Genomic DNA, 22,743 nt, shown 5'->3' on the forward strand with positions numbered 1-22,743 from the left:
CTCAACATGCCTGCCCCGTGGTTAACCATTTTATGACAATATGCCAGATTGCTGCCTCGGGGACTTTCTTCAGGCCTTACTTCAGCGCCTTGTCCAGTCTTACGTCGCGTTCCTGAGGTTATGTCTGTGTCCAGGACTTTACTGAACTCTGTTTCTTTGTCTCGCCGCCGCTTTGGCGTCAGCGCGCTGTCGCTTGCGGCTGCGGGTCTGACCGGTTGCGCAGGCAATGGGCCGACGATCGGCACGCCGGTCGGCGAGGGGCCGGCTGCTGGGCCCCAGGAGACGGGGGCTATCGGTGCCGGGCAGTTCAAGGCGGCACTGATCCTGCCGCTGTCGGCGGGTGGCAATGCCGGCCTCGCCGCACAATCGATGAAGAACGCCGCGGAGCTGGCGCTCGCCGAATTCAACAGCCCGGACGTGCAACTTGTGGTCAAGGACGATGGCGGCAATACCGGTACGGCCCGTTTGGTCGCCGAACAGGCGATGGACGAGGGCTGCCAGATCATCCTTGGTCCCCTGTTTGCGCCAGCCGTGCGTTCGGTCGGTCAGACGGCGCGGCCGCGCGGTATTCCGGTCATCGCATTTTCCACAGACGCCAGTATCGCGGCGCGCGGCATCTATCTCCTGAGCTTTCTGCCCGAGTCGGATGTGTTGCGGGTGCTTTCATACGCGTCCTCCGCCGGCAAGCGCTCCTATGCCGGTCTCGTCCCGGACAACGCCTATGGCTCGGTGGTGGAGGCGACGTTCCGCGAAGAGGTATCGCGGCAGGGCGGCCGCATCGTTGCGCTGGAGCGTTATCCTTCCGACCGGACCAAGCTTGGCGAGTCGGTGAAGATCGTTGCGCAGTCGGCGCGCGGCGCCGATGCGATCTTCGTGCCGGATGGCGCCGATACCGTCCCCTATGTCGTGTCGGCCCTGCAGTCAGGCGGTGTCGATACGCGTCGCGTGCAATTGCTGGGCACCGGCCTGTGGGACGATCCGCGCATCTTCAATGATGGCGCCATGCAGGGCGGGCTTTACGCCGCGCCGGATGCAGCAGGTTTCGCCAGCTTTTCGCAGCGCTATCGTAATCGTTTCGGCCAGGAGCCGGTGCGCACGGCAACGCTCGCTTACGATGCTACAGCTCTTGTCGCTGCGCTGGTCCGCACGCAAGGTCCGCAACGCCCGACCGACGAAGTACTGACCAATCCGTCCGGCTTTGCCGGCATCGATGGCGTCTTTCGCTTCAAGCCGGACGGTACCAACGAACGAGGGCTTGCGGTGCTGCGTGTGGCGGCCGGGGGCGGACAAATCGTGAGCCCGGCGCCGAAGTCGTTTAATGGGTCTGCGTCCTAATAACAGTCGTCCCCGCGAAGGCGGGCAACTGTGTTCAGGTTTGGAATGCTGTTTTGTCGCGCAGGACAGCATTGGCGGTGACGAGCAATTTGCGGGCGACAGCGATGAGGGCCACCTTGGCCGGCTTTCCTGCCGCGCGCAGGCGCCGATAGACGGTCCTGAAGCGGTCATGCGATCGGGCGGCGGCGACAGCGGCCATGTAGAGGGCGTCGCGGACCCGTTTCCGTCCGCCCTTGATTCTGCGGAGGCCTCTGAGCTGTCCGCTGTCGACGTTGAAGGGTGCCAGTCCGGCGATGGCTGTCACCTGCTTTGATGGCAGGACGTCGAGTTCCGGCATGAGCGCGATCAGTGTCGTGGCCGCGACAGGTCCGATGCCGGGGATCGAGCGCAGCAACTTGGCGATGGGATGGAGCCGTTCGCATTGCGCGAGCAGACAGCGGATCTGTTCATCCCATTGCGCGATCCGGACATCGAGCCATTGCAGATGCGCTTCGATATCCGCCAGCAATATGGCGTCGTGACATTCCGTCCGCCGGGTGCGCTCCTGCTGACGGATATGGACGAGTTGATCGCGACGCTTGTGCGCCAGAGCCAGACCCTGGCGATCGCTGTCGATCGCTTTGGCCGGCGCAGGTGCGAGAGATTGCGCCATTGCAGCGAGCATGCGCGCGTCGATCCTGTCGGTCTTGGCAAGAAAGCCGGCGGCCCGTGCAAAGTCGCGGGCGCGGGCGGGATTGATACGAGCGAAGGCAATGCCCGCCGCCGTGAGCGCCTGCCGCAGCCGGACATCGTAATGGCCGGTCGCCTCAAACAGCACAAAGACACCGCCATTCTTCCAGCGCGCCACCAGAGGCGCGAGAGCCTCCGGCCTATTGGCGATGCGTTCACCCCGGCCAAAGCCGCCCTCGAACACGTCCAGATGATGTTTTGAAACGTCGATTCCGATGAAGCCACGGGTTATGATCATGCGCCTGTCCCTGTGGTGCGAGGTCCGTGTCACCGGCCTCGTGCAACTGTTCAGGTTGGAAGAAGCAAAGGCGGACGGGGACCAAGCCCGCCTACGGTCTTACGACCAGGGACCCAACGGTCTCCCGTCCGCAACCATCCTGACACATTGCAAACACACAGGGACCCATAACCACGACGCTTTGCTATAAGCGCAGTTGCAATTCAGCCGAGATGACACGGCGTATGGGTCCCCGCCTTCGCGGGGACGACATAAGAGTTTAAGCCGCCAATCAGTTTAAGCCGCCAAGTCCGCGACCACAGCATCCAGAATCGGGAAGGCCGCTTGCGTGACACGCAGATGGCCTGCGGATGTGGTCTCAACCGCGCCTTCTGCGCGCAAGATCGCGATGCGCTTGTCATCGAGCGGGCGGCCGGCGATGGCGGCGTAACGCTTCGGATCGATGCCTTCCGCAAGGCGGAGGCCCATCAGGAGATATTCGTCGGCACGCTCCTCGCGTGTCAGCACATCATCGACGATGATGCCATGACCAAGCGACTCGACACGCATCAGCCAGCTCTCGGGCCGCTTTTCAGTCGCTGTGGCGTAGCGGCGTCCGTCTTGTTCCAGGCGCCCATGCGCGCCCGGCCCGATGCCGGCATAGTCATCGCCGCGCCAGTAAACGAGATTGTGCCGGCACTGCGCGCCGGCCCGCGCATGATTGGAAATCTCGTAAGCCGAAAGGCCGGACTTGTCGCAGACCTCCTGCGTGACGTCGTAGAGGTCGCGTGAGATGTCGTCATTCGGTGTCACCAGCTTGCCGCTGGCATGCAGTGCAAAGAATGGCGTGTCGGCTTCGATGGTGAGTTGATAGAGCGACAGATGTTCGGCGGCTTCCGCGATCGCGCGGTTCAGTTCCTTGGACCAGTCCTGCGTCGATTGTCCCGGCCGCGCATAGATCAGATCGAACGAATAGCGATCGAATACGGAGCGGGCGATGCCGACCGCCTTCAAGGCTTCTTCCGCCGTATGGAGGCGGCCAAGCTCTTTGAGTGAACGATCGTCGAGCGCCTGCACGCCGAGCGACACGCGATTGACGCCGGCTGTCCGAAATCCGCGAAAGCGATCGGCTTCGACGCTGGTGGGATTGGCTTCGAGCGTGACCTCGGCATCCGGCGCCACGGACCAATGTTTGGCGATACCATCGAGGATCGCAGACACGGTCGCTGGATTCATGAGCGACGGCGTGCCGCCGCCGAAGAAGATCGTGGAGACGGTGCGGCCCGGCACGCGTGCGGCCGTGGTTTCGATCTCGCGCAGAAACGCCTTCACATACCGCGACTCATCGATGCCGCCGTGGCGGACATGACTGTTGAAGTCGCAATAAGGACATTTCGACAAGCAGAAAGGCCAATGGATGTAGACGCCGAAGGCCGCTGCGGATGGATTCGTTAACGTCATGTTAAGCATCTTACTGTGCCGCGGCTCAGGCGGCCAGCGTGAATACGGCGATGATTAAAATTGTAACGACCCGGAACCGCGCGCCACGTCTCAGGCAGCTTGCTTCGAGAGACACGCCTCCGCGAGTTTGATGAAAGCACGCGCGCGATGCGACAGGCCAAGGCCATGTGGCGGCAAACCGTGTTTTTCTTCGGACGTCATCTCGCCGAAGGTGCGCTCGTAACCGTCAGGTAGAAACATCGGATCGTAGCCGAAGCCGGCATCGCCGCGTGGCGGCCAGACCAGCGTGCCTTCGACGGTCGCTTCGAATTCTTCGGTGTGACCGTCAGGCCAGGCGACGCAGAGCGCTGACACGAAATGCGCAGTGCGGCGCGCCGGTGTGAGAGCACCATGATCGCGCAGCATGGAATCGATCATTTCCATTGCGCGGGCAAAATTCTTGTCCGGTCCGGCCCAGCGCGCCGAATGAATGCCGGGTGCGCCACCCAGTGCATCGACAACCAGACCTGAGTCATCGGCAAAGGCCGGCAGACCCGAGGCGGATGCGGCCGCCTTTGCCTTGATCGCAGCGTTCTCAGCAAAGGTCGCACCGGGCTCTTCAGGCTCCGGCAATCCGAGCTCGCCCGCAGACACAGCTTCGATACCGTAGAGCGACAGCAGTTCACGCATCTCGCGCAGCTTGCCGGCATTATGCGTCGCGATCACGATCTGGCCCGTGATCTGGCGATGCGCTGTTCGCTCCACAGGGGAAGTCTTCACGTCACCGCCATCTTTTGCAGGTCGACCAGTTTGCCGACGCCTTTGCGGGCAAGCTTCAACATGTCGAGAAGCTGTTCTTCGGTAAACGGCGTCTTCTCCGCTGTACCCTGAATCTCGATGATCCCGCCGGACCCGGTCATGACGAAATTGGCGTCGGTTTCCGCTTCTGAATCTTCGGCATAATCGAGATCGAGCACCGGCGTGGTCTTGTAGACACCGCAGGAGATCGCCGCGACCTGATCGCGCAAGACTTCCCCACGGAGCATGTTGCGTGCCTTCATCCATTGCAGGCAATCATGCAGCGCTACCCAGGCGCCGGTGATCGAGGCGGTACGGGTGCCGCCATCGGCCTGTATCACGTCGCAATCGATGGTGATCTGCCGTTCGCCGAGGGCGGCCAGATCGACGATGGTCCGCAACGAGCGGCCGATCAGACGCTGGATTTCAATGGTGCGGCCGCCCTGTTTGCCGGCGCTCGCTTCCCGGCGGGTGCGCTCCGAGGTGGCGCGCGGCAGCATGCCGTATTCGGCGGTGACCCAGCCGCGGCCCTGGCCTTTCAGCCACGGCGGCAACCGCTCCTCGAGGGTGGCGGTCACCAGCACATGGGTGTCGCCGAACTTCACGAAACATGAGCCCTCGGCATATTTCACGACGCTGCGTTCCAGCGATACGGCACGTAATTCATCGGGAGCCCGGCGGCTTGGCCGCATCGTTCAAATCCTTTTATCGGCAATGGGTCTGCGGGGCTTTTAGGAGGCATGGCCGCAGCCTACAAGCGTAGAAGAACAGATTCTTGAAGGTCTAGTGTCCCGATTCCGAAGTTCGCATCCTTTCGCGGCGGTCTCTTATGCGAATTTCGGAATCGAAGGACACTAGCAACTCATTGAATCTAGTGTGGCTTTGGTTCAGAAGCCCGCATTTCGGACTCGCTGCGAGAATGATGCGGACTTCTGAACCGCCACACTAGGCAGGGCGAAATGGCGTTTCTCGAAAACCTGATGCGGCCAATTCGCGCATTTCGGCCGGCCTATGTGCCGCTGATCATGGTGTATTTCGCCTATGGCGCACTGGGGCTGATCGATGTCACCCGTGACATGTGGATCAAGGAAAGCCTGACCCTGACGCCGTCGGAACTGGCGGGGATCGGCGTTTGGCTCACGCTACCCTGGACCGTGAAGATGGTGTTCGGCGAACTGGTGGATTCCGTACCGATCTTTGGATCGCAGCGCCGGGTTTACATCCTCATTGGTGCGCTGCTCACGGCATCAGGACTCGTCATACTGGCTGGTTCGTCCGGCGGCTGGCTGATGTTCATGCGGCCGGATCAGCTTTACGTGCTTGGCGCGCTGCTGATCGTGATCGGCACCGTGATCCAGGATGTCGTCGCCGATGCGATGTCGACCGAGGTGGTGCCGCGCGTCGATGCAACCGGTGCGGAAAGGCCGGAAAGCGAAGTCAAATCCGAACTGGGCATGGTGCAGGTGCTCGGCCGCCTGTCGCTGTCGGCCGGCATCGTTGCCGTTGCAGGTTTATCGGGCGTGCTGGCCGGATTGTTCGGTCGCGAGACCGTGTTTCTGATCGGTCTTGTGATTCCGTTGATCTCGATCAGCGGTGTGTTCGTGATCGGGCAGGAGAAGGCTGCGCCGCGCCCGATCGACTGGCGCATTCTCGGTGGCGGCCTCGCCTTCGGCGCAGCCGTGCTGGCGCTCGCATTGGGGAGTGTTCCCTATGCGCAGGAATTCATCTTCGTTTTGTCGATGGCCGTGATCTGTACGATGCTGGTCTTCGTCACGCGCGATCTCGATCACAAATCGCGGATGGCGATCTTCTACACCACGATCATCATCTTCGCGTTTCGCGCGACGCCGACGATCGGCGACGGCTATTTCTGGTGGACGCTCGACATCCTGAAATTCGACGAGCAGTTCTACGGCGTGCTGCGGCAGACCGGTGCCGTTCTCGCCATCATCGCGATGTGGGTGTTCGCCAAACAGCTCACCGAATATTCGGTGACCAAGACACTGTTCTGGATCGCGGTGATTGGTTCGATCCTGTCGCTGCCCAGCATCGGATTGTATTTCGGTCTGCATGAATGGACCGAGCGGGTGTTCGGTTTCGGCGCGCGATCGATTGCGATTATCGACACCGCAGCGGCGTCGCCGTTCGCGCAACTCAGCATGATCCCGTTGCTGACGTTGATCGCCTTCTATGCGCCGGCGGGCCATCGCGCGACCTGGTTCGCGCTGATGGCCTCGCTGATGAACATGGCATTGGTCGCCGGACAGTTGCAGGCCAAATATCTCAACCAGATTTTTGTGGTCCAGCGCGGCGATTATGGTGAGCTGGGCGGTCTGCTGATCGTCGCCACGATTGTCGCTTTCGTGTTGCCGGTCGGGACGATCCTGTTATTCGGGCGTAAGGTGTGATCGTATTCGGCGCTTGAAATCGTCCTGCAAGATGGACAATTCTTGAGCGGAAAAGGAGTTACAGGCGTTGGCGTCGCACGATATTCCGATCGGTTCGTCCCAGATTTCGCTCGCGGATTTGAGCGAGCGTTCGCGCGACATCTTCCGGCAGATCGTCGAAAGCTATCTGACGACCGGCGAACCGGTCGGCTCGCGCAATGTCTCGCGTCTGCTGCAGGTGTCGCTGTCGCCGGCATCGGTGCGCAACGTGATGTCCGATCTCGAACAGCTCGGGCTTATTTATGCGCCGCATACATCGGCGGGGCGATTGCCGACGGAGCTGGGCCTGCGTTTCTTCGTCGATGCGCTGATGCAGATCGGCGACATCAACGAGGCCGACAAGCGCGCGATCGAGGCGCAGGTCGCCGGACGCGGTCAGTCCTATGACAACGTGCTGACGCAAGCGTCCGGATTGCTGTCCGGTCTCACCCGCGCCGCCGGCGTGGTGTTGGCCGCGAAACAGAATGTACTGCTCAAGCATGTTGAGTTCGTGCGGCTGGAGCCCGAACGCGCCCTTGTGGTGATGGTGTCGGAGGACGGACAGGTCGAAAACCGCATCCTGCCGATCCCACCCGGATTGCCGACCTCGGCGCTGACCGAGGCATCGAATTTTCTCAACGCGCACATCCGCGGCAAGACGCTGGCCGAAGTCCGGCTCGAACTGGAGAGGGCGCTCGAAGCCGGCCGGGCTGAGCTCGATCAACTCACCCAGAAGATCGTCGCCGCTGGTTTCGCGAGCTGGTCGGGCGGCGACAATGACGATCGCAAGCTGATCGTGCGCGGGCAGTCGCATCTGCTCGACGACCTCAAGGCGCTGGACGATCTGGAACGGGTGCGGCTCTTGTTCGACGATCTTGAGACGCGGCGGGAAGTGATCGATCTGCTGGGCCGGGCCGAGCGGGCCGATGGCGTGCGTATTTTTATCGGATCCGAAAACAAATTGTTTTCGCTGTCAGGTTCCTCGACCATCATCGCGCCCTATCGCGACTCCGCCGGCCGTATCGTCGGTGTTCTCGGGGTGATCGGTCCGACCCGGCTGAATTATGCGCGGGTGATCCCGATGGTGGATTATACCGCCAAGGTGGTCTCCCGGATGCTGTCCGGGCAAACGGGAACTTGATTTTTCTGCCACAAGTTCTGATATCGGGGGCGAATAGCGTTTTCGAGCGAAGTGGGTACCGGTTCGCGTGAAGAAAACGCGTCAAAACAAAAAATTCACCCCCAGAATTGCCATTGGACGGACGCGATGAACGATACGCCACGGCCCGACGCGAAGGCGCCCGAGACCGAAAATGCCGGCGAGGCGCAAGAAAAGAAATTCGAAGGTTCGAAGCCGCAGGTTTCCAAGCCGTATGTCGATCCGTCCCTGATGGTCGACGAAACCGCCGAGATGAAGAACCGGCTGCTGCGTGCGCTTGCCGATATGGAGAATCTCCGTAAGCGGACCGAGCGCGAGGTCGCCGATGCGCGCCAATACGGTATCGCGTCATTTGCCCGCGATATTCTGGGCGTGGCCGATAATTTCCGTCGTGCGCTGGAGGCGGTCGGGCCCGATCTTCGCACTGGTGCTGATGCGGCGGTGAACTCGCTGATCGAAGGCGTCGAACTGACCGAGCGCGATTTGCAGAAGGCGCTGGAGAAGAACGGCATTCGCAAGATCGAGCCGCAGGGTGAGAAATTCGACCCCAACCTGCATCAGGCGATGTACGAGGTTCCCGATCCCTCGGTGCCGTCAGGCACGATCGTGGAGGTGGTTCAGCCGGGCTATGTGATCGGCGAGCGCATTTTGCGTCCGGCGCTGGTCGCAGTATCCAAGGGCGGTCCGAAGGCCGCGCCGGCTGAGCCCGTTGCGAACGATAATTCCGGCGCGAGCAAATAGATCGGCCAAAGCCATTCTCTTGCGTTCATTCCCGCACTCGGGGTCCGGCTTCGCCGGCCTCAGCGCGGGGACGAACGGACCATTGTAATTTTCAACGCGTATCGATGCCGTCGCGGACGGCGCGGAAGCGCGTGAACGTCTCGCCCCAGTCCTTCTTGGGCGAAACGCCGACGACGCGGATAAAGCCGGTGCCGCTGAACCGCATCCATTGCACGATCATGACGTCGGTATCGTGCGCCATTGTCTGTCCTTCGAGCCGGATTTCGTAGCCGGGTTTGCCACCGATTCGCATCGGTTCGGCAAACACCGGCTTCAGGTTTTTGAAGCCCTGGATTCCGCGAAGGATGTTGGTCGCAAAGGCCGCGCGATCGCTGGCTTGCGATGGAGCCGGGCCGCCGACCGAAATCATCAGGAACGGACGATCGACGGGCGGTTCCATGCCCGGCTGTTCCGTCAGCATGATCGCCTGACCGGGAATCAACGAGCGAACGCCTTCGAATTTAGCAAGCTCGTTCACTTCAAACGGCAGGTTGTCGAGGATCTCCTTGGTGGGGACGTTCGCGCGCAACGCCACCGAGCCGAGCGCCTTTCGGATGTCTGCATCTGAATAAGCGTCTTCAGCGTCTATCGGCACCTGCGCGGTCACAACGAAGGCCATCGTTGAATCCGCGCCGCGGCCGGTGATCGCGCGGCGCGTGATCAGCATCCATTTGCGAAATTTCACGCCTTCTGCTTCCTGGTCGCCGGTCAGCAGATGCGCAGCGCCGCCTTCCGTCAGCAAAATCTCACGCTTGGCGTTGCTGACGCCGGGCAATTCGATCGCGCCCGAATTCATCGATTTGAGAAATTGTTCGTAGGCCTCACCCGGCAATTGGGTGATGACGATGCCGGCCTTTTTTTCGCGATCTTCGAAACCGGGAAACGTTCTGGATGCCACCATTCCTGCTGGTGGCGTAAGGCCAACCAGCGATCCCACCGGGAAGACGGCATCCGCCGCTTTGGCTTGCCAGGAGGCAAGTGTGCTCGGGGCGAGCGTCAAAACGGCAACAAAAAGAGACGGGATCAGGCGTGGGAGGATCATGCTTGGTCTTTTTCGATTTTGCGTTCCGGGCGTGGGGAACAGGCATAGCCGCGAGTGACTGGCGTTGGACTGTACCACCAAACGGGGCGGACTGAAGGCATTCGCAGCGTATCGTCTGGAATTGCGCCGCCGCTGTGCGAGCGCGACGCGTCTGCCGCTGTTGTAACCTTACGAGGTGCATTGGCCGCGCCTGAGCGATGCGATGCGCCAGCTTCCCGTGTGCTCACCGCGCTGTTGTGAACGCATCACATGTCGCGCGGCGAACCATGGTTGTCCTGACAGCGGCCCTGTGCGCGGATCATCGGGTGTTCGAAAATCAGCTGCGGACCAAAATCGTTGTTTCCAATTCGTTTCGCGTCTCGTCCATGCGGGCTTTCTCCGCCGTGTGTCTCATGGCCGCGGTGGTCCGTTTGATAGTCTGCGCCGTCTTTTTCCGACGGGATGGTTGACGATCAGTATCGCCATTCGGCCGAGGCCTTGCGCGATCTGGTTCGGCATTCCGGTTATGGCAATTGCACACCTGGCTTGTTTTTCACATTGCCCATATTTTGGCCCTGACCCGGCCCAATGTGCTGGGGCTCCCGGTCACAGCAGCACTGAAGCCGATCCTCACTCGCCCCCAGAATTCTGGCGGTGCCGAAACGGGGTTTTGGGCGCCTGTGGAGACCGGAGGCGTCCCGGATTGGCTCGATCCCGTCGTTTCGACGATCGATCGCCCGATCGCGGTCTATCGGATACGGCCCGGACCCGCTCGAACAACGCGCAAAACCCCCTCAAGTCCTTGCGGCCCTAGGGGCTCCTCCTATATGAGCCAAGACGCCGCAGGGCTGCGGCGTGAGATCATATAGAGGGGGTCGGAGCAGACGTGGCGGGCAACACCCGCCTCAAACCGTCCATCCGGGTGCCGGCTCAGGGCCCGGCCGATCTGCCTGAAAGAGAGGAATGAGATATGGCGAAGGTCATTGGTATCGACCTCGGCACCACCAATTCGTGCGTGGCCGTGATGGAAGGAACAACCCCGCGGGTTATCGAAAACGCGGAGGGCATGCGCACCACACCCTCGATCGTCGCATTCACGGACGACGGCGAGCGGTTGGTTGGCCAGCCGGCGAAGCGCCAGGCGGTCACTAACCCGGAAAAGACCATCTTTGCGGTCAAGCGGCTTATCGGTCGCCGCTATGACGATCCGACGGTGGAAAAGGACAAGAAGCTTGTCCCCTACAAGATTGCCAAAGCCAGCAACGGCGATGCCTGGGTTGAGGTCGACGGCAAGACCTACTCGCCCTCGCAGATTTCCGCCTTCATCCTGCAAAAGATGAAGGAGACGGCCGAGGCCCATCTCGGCCATAAGGTCGAGCAGGCGGTGATCACCGTTCCTGCTTACTTCAACGATGCCCAGCGCCAGGCGACCAAGGACGCCGGCAAGATCGCGGGCCTCGAAGTTCTCCGCATCATCAACGAGCCGACCGCGGCTGCGCTTGCTTACGGCCTCGACAAATCGAAGTCCGGCACCATTGCCGTCTACGATCTTGGCGGCGGCACCTTCGATATCTCGGTGCTCGAAATCGGCGACGGCGTGTTCGAGGTGAAGTCGACCAACGGTGACACCTTCCTCGGCGGCGAAGACTTCGACATGCGTCTCGTCGGCTATCTGGCCGATGAATTCCAGAAGGAGCAGGGCATCGACCTGCGTCGCGACAAGCTTGCCTTGCAGCGCCTGAAGGAAGCCGCCGAAAAAGCCAAGATCGAACTGTCCTCGACGACGCAGACCGAAATCAACCTGCCGTTCATCACCGCAGATGCGACCGGTCCGAAGCATCTGACGATGAAGCTCACCCGCGCCAAGTTCGAGGCGCTGGTCGACGATCTCATCCAGAAGACCGTCGAGCCGTGCCGTCAGGCGTTGAAGGATGCCGGTCTCTCGGCTGCCGAAATCGGCGAAGTGGTTCTGGTCGGCGGCATGACCCGCATGCCGAAGGTCCAGGAAGTCGTGAAGCAGCTGTTCGGCAAGGAGCCGCACAAGGGCGTCAACCCGGACGAAGTCGTGGCCATCGGCGCGGCGATCCAGGGCGGCGTGCTGCAGGGCGACGTCAAGGACGTGCTGCTGCTCGATGTCACCCCGCTCTCGCTCGGCATCGAAACGCTGGGCGGCGTGTTCACGCGTCTGATCGATCGCAACACCACCATCCCGACCAAGAAGTCGCAGGTCTTCTCGACGGCCGATGACAATCAGGGCGCCGTCACGATCCGCGTCTTCCAGGGCGAGCGCGAAATGGCGGCCGACAACAAGATGCTCGGCCAGTTCGACCTTGTCGGCATCCCGCCGGCGCCGCGTGGCGTGCCGCAGATCGAAGTCTCGTTCGACATCGACGCCAACGGCATCGTCAACGTCCAGGCCAAGGACAAGGGCACCGGCAAGGAACAGCAGATCCGCATCCAGGCCTCGGGCGGTTTGTCCGAAGGCGACATCGAAAAGATGGTCAAGGACGCGGAAGCGCATGCCGAAGAGGACAAGAAGCGCAAAGCCGCCGTCGAGGCGAAGAACCACGCCGAAGCGCTGGTTCATTCGACCGAGAAGGCGTTGTCCGAACACGGCTCGAAGGTCGGCGAACCTGATCGCCGCGCCATCGAGAATGCGCTCGCGGATCTGAAGGAAGCGCTGAAGGGCACCGACGCTGCGGCGATCGAGGCCAAGACCAATACGCTGGCGCAGGCTTCGATGAAGCTCGGCGAAGCGATGTACAAGGCGCAGCAGGACGGCGGCTCGGGTGATGCCGGCGCTTCCGGCGAAGCGAAGCAAGACGACGTGGTCGACGCGGAATTCACCGAGGTCGACGATGACGACGACAAGAAGAAGTCGGCTTGACGTTCGGACATGTGCGTCCGGGAGTAGAAGCCAAACTCATTTCGTCACCCCCGGTTTTTGGACCGGGGGTCCCATCTTTCCAGAAAAAGATGGATGCGCGGGGGTTCCTGCGCATGACGGCCTCGGGGGAGAGCATGATGCCGAAAAGTGCGACGCGGTTTTCGGACAACATCATGCTCTAACGCATTAAAATCGGTCACGATCGTGATCGAGGGACGTTAGCTGATGTCGAAGCGCTGCTATTACGAAACTCTCAGCGTCAGCCGCACGGCAACCGACAGCGAGATCAAAAGTTCATTCCGCAAGCTCGCGATGCAATGGCATCCCGATCGCAACAAGGGCGATGCGTCGAGCGAGGCGAGATTCAAGGAAATCAACGAAGCCTATGACGTCCTGAAAGACGGCGACCGCCGGGCGGCCTATGACCGTTTCGGTCATGCCGCCTTCGAGCAGGGCAATGGAGCCAGCGCGCACGGCTTCGGCAACGATTTCGGCTCGGCTTTTTCCGATATCTTCGAAGGCATCTTCGGCATGGCCGGTGCGCGCAGCCGCTCGTCGGGCGGGCGCGAGCGCGGCGCCGATCTCCGTTACAACATGGAGATCACGCTGGAGGATGCCTATTACGGCAAGACCGCCGAAATCCACATCCCGACATCCGTCACCTGCGAAACCTGTTCGGGCTCCGGCGCCAAGGCCGGAACGCGCCCGAAGACCTGCGGCACGTGCGGCGGTATGGGCCGGGTGCGGCAGGCGCAGGGCTTCTTCACGCTCGAACGGACCTGCCCGTCCTGTCAGGGCCGCGGGCAGGTGATCGAGGACCCCTGCCCGTCCTGCTCCGGGTCCGGGCGCGTAACGCGCGAGCGCATGCTGTCGGTCAACATCCCGCAGGGCGTGGAAGACGGCACCCGTATCCGGCTTGCTGGCGAAGGCGAGGCGGGCGTGCGCGGCGGCGGCGCGGGCGATCTCTACATTTTCCTGTCGCTGGCCTCGCATCCGATCTTCCAGCGCGATGGCGCCGATCTGCATTGCCGTGTGCCGGTCTCCATGGTCACCGCCGCGCTTGGCGGCGAATTCGAGGTGCCTGCGATCGATGGTGCGCGCAACAAGGTGAAGGTGCCGGCTGGGACGCAATCGGGCCGACGCTTCCGCTTGCAGGGCAAAGGTATGCCCATCCTGCGTTCCAAGCAGACCGGCGATATGTACGTCCAGGTTGTGGTGGAAACGCCGCAGAATCTCACCAAGCGTCAGCGCGAATTACTGCAGGAATTTCAAAAGCTCTCCTCGACCGAGACCCAGCCGGAATCGACCGGTTTCTTCACGCGAGTGAAGGAACTTTTCGACGGGCTCGGCAATCGTCCGGATTGAATACAAGCATCCCGGCGGGGATACTTGGCGGCCAGGATACTTGGCGGCATAGTCTAAACCGGCTATGCCTTGGGTGGGTCACAATAGTTTCACAAACGTAACGGCCAAGAACCCCAGTCCATGCGTCCACAATCCTCCCTCGCCGAAAAAAAGGGCCTTCGCCTCGACGACGAGGTGAGGTTCATCCGTTCGTGGCTGGAAAAGCCGCTGGCGATCGGCGCCGTGACGCCGTCCGGGCGAGTGCTGGCGCGGACTATGGCGCGTTATGTGGATACCAAGATTCCAGGTCCCGTGATCGAGCTTGGGCCGGGTACCGGTCCCGTCACCGAAGCGCTGGTGGCGCGCGGTGTAGCGCCGCACCGGCTGGTGCTGGTCGAGTTCAATCCATCCTTCTGCCGCATCCTGCGTGCGCGCTACCCGGAAGCCACGGTGCTGCAGGGCGATGCCTACAGCCTGAAACGCACGCTCGGTGAGATGCTGCAGCAGCCGGCTGCTGCCGTGGTTTCGGGGCTGCCGCTGCTGACCAAGCCGATGCGCACGCGTCTACGGCTGATCAACGAAGCCTTCGGCCTGATGCATCGCGACGCAGCCTTTGTGCAGTTCACCTATTCGATGGCGGCGCCGCCGATCCCGAAAGGCCTGTCGCGTGTCCAGACCGAAGCCTCCGAGCGTATCTGGATGAACCTGCCGCCCGCGCGCGTGTGGGTCTATCGCAAGGCTCTGGTTTCCTAGGATCGGACCGGACCCGTCTCTCTTTTCCGTTCATCCCCGCGAAAGCGGGGATCCAGGCTTCCTTGGAAGCTGTGCAGAACATTTTCTGGGTCCCCGCTTTCGCGAGGACGAACGGCTCATGAGGCGTGTCGACTCTCGCGAAATCCACGCTAAAACCTCCCCACCATGCCCGTTCCCAAAATCCTCGTCTTTGCCGGGTCGGTCCGCACCGGTTCCATGAATGCGCAACTGGCCGCACGCGCCGCGAAGGAATTCGCGTTGGCGGGCGCGGATACGACGCATATCTCGCTGCTCGATTATCCGATGCCGATCTATGACGGCGATCTCGAGAGCCGGTCCGGTCCGCCGGAAGCGGCGATCATGCTGAAGAAGATGATGCAGCAGCATCAGGGCATCTTTATCGCCAGCCCCGAATACAATGCATCGGTCACACCGCTGCTGAAGAACACGCTCGACTGGGTGTCGCGTGTGCGTGAAGGCCGCGAGGCGCCTTTGGCGGTCTACAAGGATCGCGCCTTCGCGCTGGGTGGTGCATCGAACGGACAATATGGCGCGATGCGCTCGCTGCTGGCTGCGCGGCAAGTTCTCGAGATCGGCTGTGGTGCGCTGGTCATTCCTGAGCAGATCGCGGTGTCGCGTGCCGCGGACGCTTTCGACGAGATGGATGATTTCAAGGACGAGGCGAACAGCAAGCGCCTGAAGGGCGTCGTGCAGAGCCTCATTCAATTTGCGAGTCACTACACATGACGGCTGCCAGCAAGAACGTTTCGCCGCGCGAACGCGTCATCGTCGCGCTCGATCTGCCGTCGGTAAAGGACGCGCAGGTGCTGGTGAAGCAGCTCGGCGACAGCATCTCTTTCTACAAGATCGGCTATCAGCTGGGTTATGCCGGCGGCCTCGACTTCGCGCGTGAACTGATCGCGGACGGCAAGCAGATCTTTTTCGATCTCAAGCTGCACGACATCGGCAATACGGTGAACAAGGGCGTCGAAAGCATCGTCAAAACCGGCGCGACCTTTCTGACCGTGCATGCCTATCCGCAGACGATGAAGGCGGCGCTCGATGCCAGCCGTGGTTCGCCGTTGAAGATTTTGGCGGTGACGATCCTTACTTCTTACAATGATGGCGATGTCACGGATGCCGGCTATGTCGGCAATGCGCGACAACAAGTCGAACGTAAGAGTTTGCAGGCCTGCGAACTCGGCATCGACGGCATCGTCTGCTCGGCGGAAGAATCCGCAATGCTCCGGCCTTTGATCGGCAACGATCGTCTGCTGGTGACGCCCGGCATCCGACCAGCTGGCGCGGATATCGGCGACCAGAAACGCATCATGACGCCGGCTGCGGCGATCAAGGCGGGTTCGGATTATCTCGTGGTCGGTCGGCCGATCACCGGCGTTGCCGATCCGAAAGCTTCGGCCGATGCCATCGTGCGCGAAGTCGCACAGGCAACATCCTAAGGGGGTAACGATGCCAAAGGGTTATTGGATCGGACGCGTCGATGTTCACAACGACGAAGGCTATAAGCCTTATACACTGGCGAACCCGGCCATCTTTGCCAAATACGGCGCCCGCTTTCTGGTGCGTGGCGGCCCGTTTGAAAACCCGGAAGGCGAAGCACGCAGCCGCAACGTGGTGATTGAGTTTCCGGATTATGCGACTGCGCTGGCCTGCTACAACTCGCCGGAATATCAGGCCAACCTGAAAGTGCGGCAGCCGCATTCGATCGCCGACATCGTCATCATCGAAGGATATGACGCGCCGCAGTCTTAGAGCTCGCTTATGGTCTATGAACTGGCAGTGGTCGCGACCGCAGACGATCTTGATCGATACCACGCGATTCGACGCGCCGAGCTGTTCGAGGCGCGCAGCCGTCGTGATTACGACAGCGCGCATCCCGACGAGATCAAGCCAAACCACTTCCGGCTGCTCTTGAAGTGCAATGGTATTGGGGTCGCAACCACGCGCTTCGACCTGTTGGGCGACGGCGTGGCGGCGCTTCGCCTCGTCGCAGTGACGCGCGCGGAACAACGGAGAGGCTATGGCCGCGTGCTGGCGGATTTGATCGAAGCCCTCGCGCGGCAGAAGGGTATATCGAAGCTGGTCGTGAATGCAGCGCCGGACGCTATCGGCTATTACGAGCGCATGGGTTTTGTCAGGGAGGCCTGGGACCCGGCGGAGCTTGTCGGCATCTCGGCTGACAGCATACAGATGGCGAAATATCTTGAGTGAGCTTTCCTAGGATGACCCAAGCCGGTATATCCGCGCGACCGTGGAGCTATGGCAATGTCTGACATGCGATTGATCGTGGCAGGAGCAAGCGGCCGCATGGGGCGGACGCTGGTGCGGGCCATTGCCGAAACCAAAGGCGTGACGCTGTGCGGCGCGCTGGAGCAGGCGGGCTCGCCGATGATCGGTCGCAATGCCAGCGATCTTGCCGGTGTCGGCGGTGAGGACATTCTCGTCACCGACGATACTGAAAGGCTGATGTCGCATGCCGACGGCATCATCGATTTCACGGCTCCCCACGCCACTGTCGACCATGCCAAGCTCGCGGCCAAGGCCGGCATCGCGCACATTATCGGCACGACAGGCTTTTCAGCTGACGACGAAGCCGCGATCGTGCAAGCGGCCAAGCGCGCGGTGATCGTCAAGTCTGGCAACATGAGCCTTGGCGTCAATCTGCTGGCCGCGCTGGTGAAGCGTGTGGCGAAGACGCTGGATGAGGATTTCGATATCGAGGTGCTCGAAATGCATCACAACAAGAAAGTCGATGCGCCGTCCGGCACGGCTTTGCTGCTCGGCCGTGCGGCAGCGGAAGGTCGTGGTATCAGCCTCGATCAGCGATCGGTGCGCTCGCGCGATGGCCATACCGGCGCGCGTCAGGCCGGCGATATCGGTTTTGCCACTTTGCGCGGCGGTACGGTGGTCGGCGACCACACGGTCATTTTCGCCGGCACCGCCGAACGCATCGAGCTTGGTCATAAAGCCGAGGATCGCATGATCTTCGCGCGCGGCGCGGTGAAGGCCGCGCTGTGGGCCAACGGCAAGAAGCCCGGGCTTTATTCGATGGCCGATGTGCTGGGGCTGACCGACTTCTAGCGTCGACCCTCTCCCTTCAGGGGGAGGTGAAGAAAGAGAGTGAACTGACAATGTCCGAACGTCTTCTCGTGCTCCTGCGTCATGGCCAGAGCGAATGGAATCTGAAGAACCTGTTCACCGGGTGGCGCGATGTCGATCTGACCGAGCAGGGCGTCAAGGAAGCGAAAGAGGCCGGCCGCAAGCTGAAAGCGGAAGGCATCACTTTCGACATTGCCTATACCTCGGCGCTGAAGCGCGCTCAGCGCACGCTCGATCTTGCGCTTGCCGAGATGGGGCAGACCGGCATTCCGATCATCCGCGATCAGGCGTTGAACGAGCGCGATTACGGCGACTTGTCCGGACTCAACAAGGACGATGCCCGCAAGAAATGGGGTGAGGAGCAGGTGCATATCTGGCGCCGCTCGTATGATATCGCGCCTCCCGGCGGCGAATCGCTGCGCGACACCCTGGCGCGCACGCTGCCCTATTACGTGCAGGAGATTCTGCCGAATGTGCTGCGCGGCCAGCGCACGGTGATTGCCGCGCATGGCAATTCATTGCGCGCACTGGTGATGGTGCTGGAAAAGCTGTCACCCGAAGGCATTCTGAAGCGCGAGATCGCCACCGGCGTGCCGATCATCTACCGGCTCAATGCCGATGCGACGGTGGAATCGATCAAGGATCTGGCGGCCTGAATTTCAGGATACCTGTCCCGCTTCCCAGCCGAGCATGGCGCGCTTGCGTGTCAGGCCCCAGTGATAGCCGGTGAGCTCACCGCTCTTGCCGATCACGCGATGGCACGGCACGACGAAGCTGATCGGGTTCTTGCCGACGGCGGCGCCGACGGCGCGCGCCGCTTTCGGTGACTCGAGTTTGCAGGCGATGTCCGAGTAGGTCGTGAAGCGGCCCATCGGAATCTTCAAAAGCGTCTCCCAGACACGCACCTCGAAATCGGTGCCGATCAGCACCACACGCAGCGGCTGGTCGGCACGCCAGAGATTCGGATCGAAGATGCGGGCCGCCAATGGCGCGGTGCCTTGTGTGTCTTCGACATAGGTCGCCTTCGGCCAGCGGCGCATCATATCGGCCAGCGCTTCTTGTTCGCCACCGGGATCGGCCAGCGCGACGCCGGCGAGGCCGCGCGGCGCTGCGATCACCAGCGCCTGGCCAAAGGGCGATGCATGAAAGCCGTAACGCATCTCGAGGCCTTCAGCGCCAGACTTCCACTCGCCGGGCGACATCGATTCATGGGTGACGAACAGGTCATGCAGCCGGCCCGGCCCGGACAGGCCGACCTCGTATGTTGCTTCGAGCACGCTCGCGGAATCGCGCAGAAGGCCACGCGCATAATCCAGCGTCAGCGCCTGCAGGAACGCCTTGGGCGTCAATCCGGCCCAGCGGCGGAACAGGTGATGCAGTTCGGTCGGCGTCACCTTGGCGGCCTCGGCGATAGTGTCGATATCGGGCTGCTGGCGCCAGTTGCCGCGGATATGGGCGATGGCGCGGCGGACCACGTCGTAATCGTCAGCGGCGGTAACCAGCGACGCGATATCATGAACGCGATCTGGAGAGAGCATGGCTGAACTCGTTGTTCTCATCATCTCCCGTCCAGATAATCGCGTATTCCGGCCCGAGCCACCCGATTTCTAGGAGCATTACACCAGCGCGGGGTTGCGATCCGGCCCGCGCCGGGCCGCCGCGAGTGCTGCCTGTAAGGCATTGCCAAAGCTCTCTTTTTCGTCCGGGCCGAGGAAGGAGGCGATCGGCACCGATTCGCCGCGCGAGACCAGATGCAGCTTCTGCACCCCGAAATCCTCGTCAACCACCCGCTCAACCCGCACCCAGAGCGGGTTGCAGCGCCATTCGGTCATCGCGCCCTTGGCGCTCACTTTGCGGAAAATCAGCTCGGTCGGAGTGACGATGATCCGCTCATAGGCGCGGCCGGCGCGGTAATTGGCGCGGAAGGCCCAGTAGATCAGCGCCACGTCCAACCCGAATATTCCGGTGACCGGCCAGGCGCCGGCCATCAGGAAAACCAGCCCGGCGATGAAGCTCACGCCGGCAACCAATAGCATGACGATCACAAAGCCGCTTTGCCCGAGCGAGCGATTCGGGGTCATCACGGCGGAAAACAATGTGGGTTCTGAATTCGGATCGTTGTCCACATTCATAGCTCCCAATATAGGGGAGAAATGGTTCGAAAAACGACCCCCGCCAAACCCGTAGCCAAAAAGCGCAAGAAGGCCGCGAAGGCCGTTCAGGTGGTCAAAGCGGCAAAGGCGGGCAAGGCGGCAAAGCTGAAGCCGGAAAAGGCGCAGGCCAAGGCCGATTTTGAGGCCATGCACGGCGATATGCGGCCATGGACAAAGGCGGAAATCACCGAAGCCTTCCGGCGGTTTCAAAAGGTCGATCCAGAACCAAAAGGCGAATTACAGCACATCAACCCGTTCACACTGCTGATCGCGGTGGTGCTGTCGGCGCAGGCAACGGATGCCGGCGTGAACAAGGCGACGCCGGCTCTCTTCGCCGTCGCCGACACGCCGGAAAAAATGGTGAAGCTCGGCGAAGATCGCGTGCGCGATCTGATCAAGACGATCGGCCTCTATCGCAACAAGGCCAAGAACGTCATTGCGCTGTCGGAAAAGCTGATTGTCGAGCATGGCGGCGTGGTGCCGAATGATCGTGGGGCGCTCGAAGCGCTGCCCGGGGTCGGGCGCAAAACTGCAAATGTCGTCCTCAACATGGCGTTCAATCAGCCGACCATGGCGGTCGATACGCATGTGTTTCGCGTATCGAACCGCACCGGATTGGCGCCAGGAAAGAATGTGCTCGAAGTCGAAATGAAGCTGGTGGAGGTCATCCCGGCCGAATTCATGATGCATGCGCATCACTGGCTGATCCTTCACGGACGTTACACATGCCTCGCGCGCAAGCCGCTCTGCGAGAAATGCATCATCGCGGATCTGTGCCGCTGGCCGGGGAAGTCCGTCGCCGCCTGACTACGCTCGCGCTTCGACCATCGACGGTTTCCGTCCTGACAACTTCTTATGCAGATGCACCATCATCGCCATGCCAAACAACGGCGTTGCGAGATTGACGATCGGGATCGATACGAACACCGCGATCAGAAGGCCGGCCGAAAACACGCTCGACTGATTGGCCTTGCGGAAGGCCTTGGCTTCCTCGACAGGACGAAAGCGCATCGCTGCGAGTTCGAAATATTCGCGGCTGAGAAGGTAGGCGGCGGCGATAAACAGAATGAGAAAGCCGAGCCCCGCGAACAGAATGAATGGCAGCGCCACAAGATAAATCAGGATCGCTACAAGTGCGGTCTTGCTGCCTTCGATCACCGATCGCACCAGCGGCAGAGGCTTTCCGACTGGATCGGCCGAATAATATTCACGTTCGACCAACTCCGCGATCTCGTCGACGAAAAAGCTGCCGACGAACGCCGTCACCGCCGGCATCAGGAAGATGCCGCCGACTGCAATGCCAAGCGCTGTGGCGATCGAGGCAATCCAGATCGCCCAGGACAGCGGCGTATGTGCCGACGGGCCGATTGCGCCTTCCGCCCAGACGCCACCATAATTCACCACCCAATCAAGACCCTTGTAGAGTCCGACGCCGATCAGGACGATCATGACGAGGGCGAGCAGCATCGACTTGATCAGCACCGACCGGAATGGCGGTGTGAACATCTGCTGCAGCGCCTTGATGGCGGCGTCGAACATGGTGGTATCCTTCCAAGCCCTTCTTTATCGACGAGCAGAGATAAAGATATGGCCCACCAGCACAAGACCGTGGACCATGAAACTTCGATGAAATTGGCGTCAGATGGTGATGAGATCGCCGGCCTTGGGCGCATGTTCCGGCACAAGCGATGCGCCTGCCGCCGCCGGCAGCGGATCGAACGGCACCGCCAGATCGGCCCATTGCACCTTCTTGTAGTCGAAGCCGTTGAGCAGCGTCGGCTTCACCACTTCGAAATAGGGAGAGATGTCGAAATCGCGAGGCGCGTATAGCGAGGAGTGCCGGATTTCCAGAAGCTCCTCGCGTGCGGATTCGCTTTCGACCCGGCTGATTTTCGGCAGGATCGGATAGCGAACAGAATCAAAGGCCTGCGCGATCAATGCCGAACAGATGATGCGGGTCGGATGACCCGAGCCCATGCTCATCAACTTGCGGCGCCAGCGTTGTGGCACTGGCAGCGGCATCAGGAAGCGCATCAAATCGATGATGTTCTTGACGTCGTAATCGAAGCCGATGCGCTCGGCCGCATAGGCGCAGACGCGTGCACGGTCTTCGGCGGTCAGACCTGTTGGCCGGCATATGCGGGTATGGAAACGCGAATATTTAGACAGCGGCGCGCCCACGACACCTTCGCCGAGATTGGCTTCGACCAGCGTCAGCGGTTCGCCATCCGCATTTTCTCGGTCGCCGATGCGGCCGACATAGAGCGCGGCATGTGACCATGTGGACTGCGTGAGATATTTGATGATGCCGGAAACGTGATTGTTGCCTTCGACCAGCAGCACGTCGCCGGGGCGAAGAGTGGCCTGCAGGGCCGCAAAGTCACTCGGCGTGAAGGGCTCGTAGCCCTGCACCGGTTTTTCCAGATAACCGGCCATCAAACGCCCAATACTGTCCAGTACGAAACTCATGATACGAGCCTCATGACCGCCTGCCTCCCGAATGCGGCTGGTCCGCATATCGGCTGTTTTCTACCATTTTGGTCGAAAGGCGTTGCAAAGCGGTTCATAGGGTCACACGCCC

Annotated in this window: 23 protein-coding genes; 14 read left to right on the forward strand and 9 right to left on the reverse strand. The window is 61.3% G+C overall.

Annotated elements, in window-relative coordinates:
- The first annotated feature begins 120 nt into the window (after window positions 1-120).
- Entirely contained in the window at window positions 121-1,335 is a 1,215-nt protein-coding gene (locus CAK95_RS08860) for a penicillin-binding protein activator (protein ID WP_086087586.1), read from the forward strand.
- Window positions 1,336-1,369: 34 nt separating this feature from the next.
- Here the strand turns inward: CAK95_RS08860 and CAK95_RS08865 are convergent, their stop codons facing one another.
- The 4 genes from CAK95_RS08865 to rph form a co-directional block, all read right to left on the reverse strand.
- Entirely contained in the window at window positions 1,370-2,302 is a 933-nt protein-coding gene (locus CAK95_RS08865) for an IS110 family RNA-guided transposase (protein WP_086087587.1), read from the reverse strand.
- A 276-nt stretch (window positions 2,303-2,578) separates the two neighbouring features.
- Complete coding sequence (gene hemW / locus CAK95_RS08875; protein WP_086091294.1) at window positions 2,579-3,742, reverse strand: radical SAM family heme chaperone HemW; 1,164 nt, start codon at window positions 3,740-3,742, stop codon at window positions 2,579-2,581.
- Between the two features lie 90 nt (window positions 3,743-3,832).
- Entirely contained in the window at window positions 3,833-4,486 is a 654-nt protein-coding gene (rdgB, locus tag CAK95_RS08880; protein ID WP_245303804.1) for an RdgB/HAM1 family non-canonical purine NTP pyrophosphatase, read from the reverse strand.
- 11 nt (window positions 4,487-4,497) lie between these two features.
- Window positions 4,498-5,211 carry a ribonuclease PH gene (gene rph, locus CAK95_RS08885; RefSeq protein ID WP_086087589.1) on the reverse strand — a complete coding sequence of 238 codons (714 nt, stop codon included), beginning with the start codon at window positions 5,209-5,211 and terminating at the stop codon, window positions 4,498-4,500.
- 267 nt (window positions 5,212-5,478) lie between these two features.
- Here rph and CAK95_RS08890 point away from each other — a divergent pair, with 267 nt between their 5' ends.
- The 3 genes from CAK95_RS08890 to grpE all read left to right on the forward strand — a co-directional run bounded on the left by CAK95_RS08890 (window position 5,479) and on the right by grpE (window position 8,845).
- Entirely contained in the window at window positions 5,479-6,927 is a 1,449-nt protein-coding gene (locus CAK95_RS08890) for an MFS transporter (RefSeq protein WP_086087590.1), read from the forward strand.
- 67 nt (window positions 6,928-6,994) lie between these two features.
- Complete coding sequence (gene hrcA, locus CAK95_RS08895) at window positions 6,995-8,086, forward strand: heat-inducible transcriptional repressor HrcA (RefSeq protein WP_086087591.1); 1,092 nt, start codon at window positions 6,995-6,997, stop codon at window positions 8,084-8,086.
- A gap of 126 nt (window positions 8,087-8,212) precedes the next feature.
- Window positions 8,213-8,845: a nucleotide exchange factor GrpE gene (gene grpE, locus CAK95_RS08900; protein ID WP_086087592.1), complete on the forward strand. Its 633-nt coding sequence runs from the start codon at window positions 8,213-8,215 to the stop codon at window positions 8,843-8,845.
- A 91-nt stretch (window positions 8,846-8,936) separates the two neighbouring features.
- On the opposite strand, the gene CAK95_RS08905 is transcribed toward grpE, so the two are convergent.
- Complete coding sequence (locus tag CAK95_RS08905) at window positions 8,937-9,926, reverse strand: hypothetical protein (protein ID WP_086087593.1); 990 nt, start codon at window positions 9,924-9,926, stop codon at window positions 8,937-8,939.
- A 949-nt stretch (window positions 9,927-10,875) separates the two neighbouring features.
- On the opposite strand from CAK95_RS08905, the gene dnaK reads away from it, so the two are divergent.
- The 9 genes from dnaK to CAK95_RS08955 all read left to right on the forward strand — a co-directional run bounded on the left by dnaK (window position 10,876) and on the right by CAK95_RS08955 (window position 18,665).
- Window positions 10,876-12,792 (forward strand): molecular chaperone DnaK, encoded by a 1,917-nt coding sequence (gene dnaK, locus CAK95_RS08915; RefSeq protein WP_086087595.1) that lies wholly within the window; start codon window positions 10,876-10,878, stop codon window positions 12,790-12,792.
- A gap of 222 nt (window positions 12,793-13,014) precedes the next feature.
- Entirely contained in the window at window positions 13,015-14,157 is a 1,143-nt protein-coding gene (gene dnaJ, locus CAK95_RS08920; protein ID WP_425349703.1) for a molecular chaperone DnaJ, read from the forward strand.
- Window positions 14,158-14,277: 120 nt separating this feature from the next.
- Window positions 14,278-14,889: a class I SAM-dependent methyltransferase gene (locus CAK95_RS08925; protein WP_086087597.1), complete on the forward strand. Its 612-nt coding sequence runs from the start codon at window positions 14,278-14,280 to the stop codon at window positions 14,887-14,889.
- Window positions 14,890-15,054: 165 nt separating this feature from the next.
- The gene (locus CAK95_RS08930) at window positions 15,055-15,636 is read left to right on the forward strand and encodes an NADPH-dependent FMN reductase (RefSeq protein WP_086087598.1); all 582 of its coding nucleotides are present in this window, start codon (window positions 15,055-15,057) and stop codon (window positions 15,634-15,636) included.
- The gene (gene pyrF / locus CAK95_RS08935) at window positions 15,633-16,349 is read left to right on the forward strand and encodes an orotidine-5'-phosphate decarboxylase (RefSeq protein WP_086087599.1); all 717 of its coding nucleotides are present in this window, start codon (window positions 15,633-15,635) and stop codon (window positions 16,347-16,349) included. The genes CAK95_RS08930 and pyrF overlap by 4 nt, the downstream gene beginning before the upstream one ends.
- A 10-nt stretch (window positions 16,350-16,359) precedes the next feature.
- Window positions 16,360-16,662, forward strand: coding sequence for a DUF1330 domain-containing protein (locus CAK95_RS08940; protein ID WP_086087600.1), 303 nt, complete (start codon window positions 16,360-16,362; stop codon window positions 16,660-16,662).
- A 9-nt stretch (window positions 16,663-16,671) separates the two neighbouring features.
- Window positions 16,672-17,121 carry a GNAT family N-acetyltransferase gene (locus CAK95_RS08945; RefSeq protein ID WP_086087601.1) on the forward strand — a complete coding sequence of 150 codons (450 nt, stop codon included), beginning with the start codon at window positions 16,672-16,674 and terminating at the stop codon, window positions 17,119-17,121.
- A gap of 54 nt (window positions 17,122-17,175) precedes the next feature.
- Window positions 17,176-17,991: a 4-hydroxy-tetrahydrodipicolinate reductase gene (gene dapB, locus CAK95_RS08950; protein ID WP_086091296.1), complete on the forward strand. Its 816-nt coding sequence runs from the start codon at window positions 17,176-17,178 to the stop codon at window positions 17,989-17,991.
- Between the two features lie 50 nt (window positions 17,992-18,041).
- The gene (locus CAK95_RS08955; protein ID WP_086087602.1) at window positions 18,042-18,665 is read left to right on the forward strand and encodes a 2,3-bisphosphoglycerate-dependent phosphoglycerate mutase; all 624 of its coding nucleotides are present in this window, start codon (window positions 18,042-18,044) and stop codon (window positions 18,663-18,665) included.
- 3 nt (window positions 18,666-18,668) lie between these two features.
- On the opposite strand, the gene CAK95_RS08960 is transcribed toward CAK95_RS08955, so the two are convergent.
- Both CAK95_RS08960 and CAK95_RS08965 read right to left on the reverse strand, forming a co-directional pair.
- A complete protein-coding gene (locus CAK95_RS08960; protein WP_245303683.1) occupies window positions 18,669-19,547 on the reverse strand; it encodes a methylated-DNA--[protein]-cysteine S-methyltransferase in 879 nt (292 codons plus the stop codon).
- Between the two features lie 78 nt (window positions 19,548-19,625).
- Window positions 19,626-20,141, reverse strand: a complete 516-nt coding sequence (locus tag CAK95_RS08965; protein ID WP_086087604.1) for a DUF2244 domain-containing protein — start codon at window positions 20,139-20,141, stop codon at window positions 19,626-19,628.
- A 21-nt stretch (window positions 20,142-20,162) separates the two neighbouring features.
- On the opposite strand from CAK95_RS08965, the gene nth reads away from it, so the two are divergent.
- Window positions 20,163-20,969 (forward strand): endonuclease III, encoded by an 807-nt coding sequence (gene nth / locus CAK95_RS08970; RefSeq protein ID WP_086087605.1) that lies wholly within the window; start codon window positions 20,163-20,165, stop codon window positions 20,967-20,969.
- On the opposite strand, the gene CAK95_RS08975 is transcribed toward nth, so the two are convergent.
- Together CAK95_RS08975 and CAK95_RS08980 are read right to left on the reverse strand one after the other, a co-directional pair.
- Window positions 20,970-21,701, reverse strand: coding sequence for a sulfate transporter family protein (locus CAK95_RS08975; protein WP_086087606.1), 732 nt, complete (start codon window positions 21,699-21,701; stop codon window positions 20,970-20,972).
- Window positions 21,702-21,800: 99 nt separating this feature from the next.
- A complete protein-coding gene (locus tag CAK95_RS08980; RefSeq protein ID WP_086087607.1) occupies window positions 21,801-22,631 on the reverse strand; it encodes a YiiX/YebB-like N1pC/P60 family cysteine hydrolase in 831 nt (276 codons plus the stop codon).
- Window positions 22,632-22,743 lie beyond the last annotated feature (112 nt).

Origin of the sequence: Pseudorhodoplanes sinuspersici, assembly GCF_002119765.1 — a bacterium.
Lineage (GTDB): Bacteria > Pseudomonadota > Alphaproteobacteria > Rhizobiales > Xanthobacteraceae > Pseudorhodoplanes > Pseudorhodoplanes sinuspersici.

Excerpts from the sequence above, each read along its gene's own strand:
- CAK95_RS08860 (WP_086087586.1), top strand. The coding sequence starts at position 121 with ATGTCTGTGTCCAGGACTTTACTGAACTCTGTTTCTTTGTCTCGCCGC.
- CAK95_RS08865 (WP_086087587.1), bottom strand. The coding sequence starts at position 2,302 with ATGATCATAACCCGTGGCTTCATCGGAATCGACGTTTCAAAACATCAT.
- hemW (WP_086091294.1), bottom strand. The coding sequence starts at position 3,742 with ATGACGTTAACGAATCCATCCGCAGCGGCCTTCGGCGTCTACATCCAT.
- rph (WP_086087589.1), bottom strand. The coding sequence starts at position 5,211 with ATGCGGCCAAGCCGCCGGGCTCCCGATGAATTACGTGCCGTATCGCTG.
- CAK95_RS08890 (WP_086087590.1), top strand. The coding sequence starts at position 5,479 with ATGGCGTTTCTCGAAAACCTGATGCGGCCAATTCGCGCATTTCGGCCG.
- grpE (WP_086087592.1), top strand. The coding sequence starts at position 8,213 with ATGAACGATACGCCACGGCCCGACGCGAAGGCGCCCGAGACCGAAAAT.
- CAK95_RS08905 (WP_086087593.1), bottom strand. The coding sequence starts at position 9,926 with ATGATCCTCCCACGCCTGATCCCGTCTCTTTTTGTTGCCGTTTTGACG.
- dnaK (WP_086087595.1), top strand. The coding sequence starts at position 10,876 with ATGGCGAAGGTCATTGGTATCGACCTCGGCACCACCAATTCGTGCGTG.
- CAK95_RS08925 (WP_086087597.1), top strand. The coding sequence starts at position 14,278 with ATGCGTCCACAATCCTCCCTCGCCGAAAAAAAGGGCCTTCGCCTCGAC.
- CAK95_RS08930 (WP_086087598.1), top strand. The coding sequence starts at position 15,055 with ATGCCCGTTCCCAAAATCCTCGTCTTTGCCGGGTCGGTCCGCACCGGT.
- pyrF (WP_086087599.1), top strand. The coding sequence starts at position 15,633 with ATGACGGCTGCCAGCAAGAACGTTTCGCCGCGCGAACGCGTCATCGTC.
- CAK95_RS08940 (WP_086087600.1), top strand. The coding sequence starts at position 16,360 with ATGCCAAAGGGTTATTGGATCGGACGCGTCGATGTTCACAACGACGAA.
- CAK95_RS08945 (WP_086087601.1), top strand. The coding sequence starts at position 16,672 with ATGGTCTATGAACTGGCAGTGGTCGCGACCGCAGACGATCTTGATCGA.
- dapB (WP_086091296.1), top strand. The coding sequence starts at position 17,176 with ATGTCTGACATGCGATTGATCGTGGCAGGAGCAAGCGGCCGCATGGGG.
- CAK95_RS08955 (WP_086087602.1), top strand. The coding sequence starts at position 18,042 with ATGTCCGAACGTCTTCTCGTGCTCCTGCGTCATGGCCAGAGCGAATGG.
- CAK95_RS08960 (WP_245303683.1), bottom strand. The coding sequence starts at position 19,547 with ATGCTCTCTCCAGATCGCGTTCATGATATCGCGTCGCTGGTTACCGCC.
- CAK95_RS08965 (WP_086087604.1), bottom strand. The coding sequence starts at position 20,141 with ATGAATGTGGACAACGATCCGAATTCAGAACCCACATTGTTTTCCGCC.
- nth (WP_086087605.1), top strand. The coding sequence starts at position 20,163 with ATGGTTCGAAAAACGACCCCCGCCAAACCCGTAGCCAAAAAGCGCAAG.
- CAK95_RS08975 (WP_086087606.1), bottom strand. The coding sequence starts at position 21,701 with ATGTTCGACGCCGCCATCAAGGCGCTGCAGCAGATGTTCACACCGCCA.
- CAK95_RS08980 (WP_086087607.1), bottom strand. The coding sequence starts at position 22,631 with ATGAGTTTCGTACTGGACAGTATTGGGCGTTTGATGGCCGGTTATCTG.